General features: G+C 59.0%; 2 protein-coding genes. Both read left to right on the plus strand.

The features are described 5' to 3' along the window. The coding region (locus K0U62_10290; GenBank protein ID MCH9801900.1) for a glycoside hydrolase family 13 protein at nt 1–1,561 on the plus strand (1,561 nt) is incomplete at its 5' end. Between the two features lie 9 nt (nt 1,562–1,570). Continuing rightward, a partial coding sequence (gene ugpC, locus K0U62_10295; GenBank protein ID MCH9801901.1) for a sn-glycerol-3-phosphate ABC transporter ATP-binding protein UgpC occupies nt 1,571–2,755 on the plus strand: 1,185 nt, incomplete at its 3' end.

The following is a 2,755-nucleotide window of genomic DNA, read 5'->3' on the forward strand; positions in this document are numbered from 1 at the left end:
CACTGCCGCCGGGCAGCGAGACCACGATCCGCCCGACTCGCGAGACTTTCGCAGCTCTATCCATCCAGGTGCCCCGGAATGGGTTTACCGCAGCACTGCCTACCAGATCTTTCCCGATCGGTTTGCTCGCGGCTCAGCGGATCCGATCGACTCTCCGGCTTGGTCACGTGCTGCCAAGAATTGGGATGAGTTGCCGTCCTTCGGTGGTGTGGACGAGCCGCTGCATTTCTTTGGCGGCGACTTGCTGGGAATCGAGCAGCGGCTCGACTATCTGTCGGAACTTGGCATCGACCTGTTGTATCTGACGCCGGTATTCCCGGCGCCTTCGAATCACCGTTACAACGCCGACACCTTCGATCGAGTGGACCCACTGCTTGGCGGTGACCAGGCTCTAGCGTCGCTGGCGACGGCAGCCCATCAACGTGGCATGCGCATCATCGGCGACATCACGACGAATCACACCGGTAGTCACCACGAATGGTTTGAGCAGGCCCAGTTGTCTGCCACCCAGGATGAGGCGTCGTACTACTACTTCAACGAGCATCCAGACGACTACGTTGCCTGGTTGGGAGTCCGATCGCTGCCCAAACTGGACTACCGCAGTGACGCACTGCGACGCCGGATGATCACAGACCCGGATTCTCCTGTTCGTCGCTATCTGGCGGATCCGTTTGGCCTAGATGGTTGGCGGGTGGACGTGGCCAACATGACCGGTCGTCATGCCGACGTAGACCTCAATGCAGAAATTGCCGAGCTGATGGAGCGAACCATGGCAGCCGATCGACCAGATGCTTTCCTGGTCGGCGAGCATTTCCACGACTTCACCGAAGATCTGCGTCCTACTGGTTGGCAAGGTGTGATGAACTATGCCGGCTTTTCCGGTCCGTTGTGGCAGTGGCTGAGTTCTGCCAACCACCCGATGGACGGTTGGCTGGGAGTCTCCGGCATTCCGTGGCCGCGGCTTCCTGGCACCCAGATGGTCGCGGCTATGCAGAACTTTGCCAACGCGCCCTGGCAGCAACGCCGAGCAAGTTTGGTCATGATCGATAGCCACGACACCCCTCGCATTCGATCCATCACTGGCTCCACTGCTGCGACGCAGGTGGCAGCAGCAGCCATGTTCACCACTCCGGGAGTTCCCATGATTTGGATGGGCTCCGAGATCGGGCTGACGGGTACTACTGGTGAAGACGGGCGACGGACGATGCCCTGGGGTCACCCGGAAATCTGGGATTCGCAGACCCGGCAGGTTTTCCAGCAACTCATCAGGCTGCGGCAGACGCGGGCTGCCTTGCGTGAAGGCTCGATGAGATGGTTACACGCCGATTCCGATTGCGTGGTGTTCGTTCGTGAACTGCCCGGTGAAACCCTGCTGGTGCATTTGGCTCGGGGTCCAGTCAGTCCGGTAACTATTCCGGGGGCGGCGGTAAGCGCCCGGCCGGGAGATTATTGGCAACAGCTTTATCCACACTCGAGCACCATGGACTCGGCAAGAGCGATAGCGTTGCAGTCATCGGAGCCTGCGGCTGCGGTCTATGTACTGAAGTCCAGCCCGGAATAGGAGGAAATCGTGGCCAAAGTTGTTTTGGACCAGGTGGACAAGATCTACGACAACGGTTATCACGCAGTCCACAGCCTCGACTTGGACATTGCGGATGGCGAGTTCCTCGTCCTAGTCGGGCCATCCGGTTGCGGTAAGTCGACCGCAATGCGCATGGTGGCAGGACTGGAGGATATTTCTGGCGGAAAACTGTCCATCGGAGACCGAGTCGTCAACGATCTACCGCCACAGGATCGGGACATCGCCATGGTCTTCCAGTCCTACGCGCTCTACCCGCATCTGTCGGTTGCGGACAACATCGCTTACGGCTTGAAGATTCGCAAGATGCCGAAAGATGAGATCAAGAAGCGGATTCAACGGGCAGCCGACATGCTGGAACTCAACAGCTACCTGGACCGCAAGCCCGCGCAGTTGTCCGGTGGTCAGCGACAGCGAGTAGCGATGGGTCGAGCTATCGTTCGCGATCCGGCCGTTTTCCTTATGGACGAGCCACTATCCAACCTAGACGCAAAACTGCGAGTCCAAATGCGGGCGGAAATCTCCTCAGTTGTTCGCTCCCTGGGGACCACCACGATCTACGTGACCCACGATCAGGTGGAAGCGATGACCATGGGTGACCGGATGGCGGTCATGAAGGCTGGTTGGTTGCAGCAGGAGGGGCCGCCGCAAGAGGTCTACGACAATCCCAACAATATCTTTGTGGCGCAGTTCGTCGGCTCACCGCCGATGAACATGGTGATGACTCGTTTCGAAGAAAGTGACCGCGGTATCACCGCCCGAATCGGAAGCAATCAACTCGACGTCCCCCACCAGGTGATTGAAGATCGGCCCAAACTACGGGACTACGTAGGTAGAAACGTCGTGCTCGGGCTGCGCAGTGAAGACATGGATGATGCGAGTTTGCGCGGCGACGCGGCACCAGGAAATTCGTTCGGCGGCAAAGTGACGCTCGTGGAGGCGCTTGGTTCCGAGATCGTGGTGCACTTTGGTCTCGATGGTGAATCAGTGGTGACCGAAGATACCGAACTTGTTGCAGAGCAAGCAGGTGAGGGGGCGATCGATACCACCGGCGTTGAGGGTGTCAAGTGGGTTGCTTCCTTTGCGCCGCGGTCTCAAGTCCGGCGCGGCGACAGTATCCAGATCTTGGCTGACATCAGCAGAGCCCATTGGTTTGACCCCGAAACTGGCGGCGCA

The organism is Actinomycetes bacterium (assembly GCA_022599915.1).
Classification (GTDB): domain Bacteria; phylum Actinomycetota; class Actinomycetes; order S36-B12.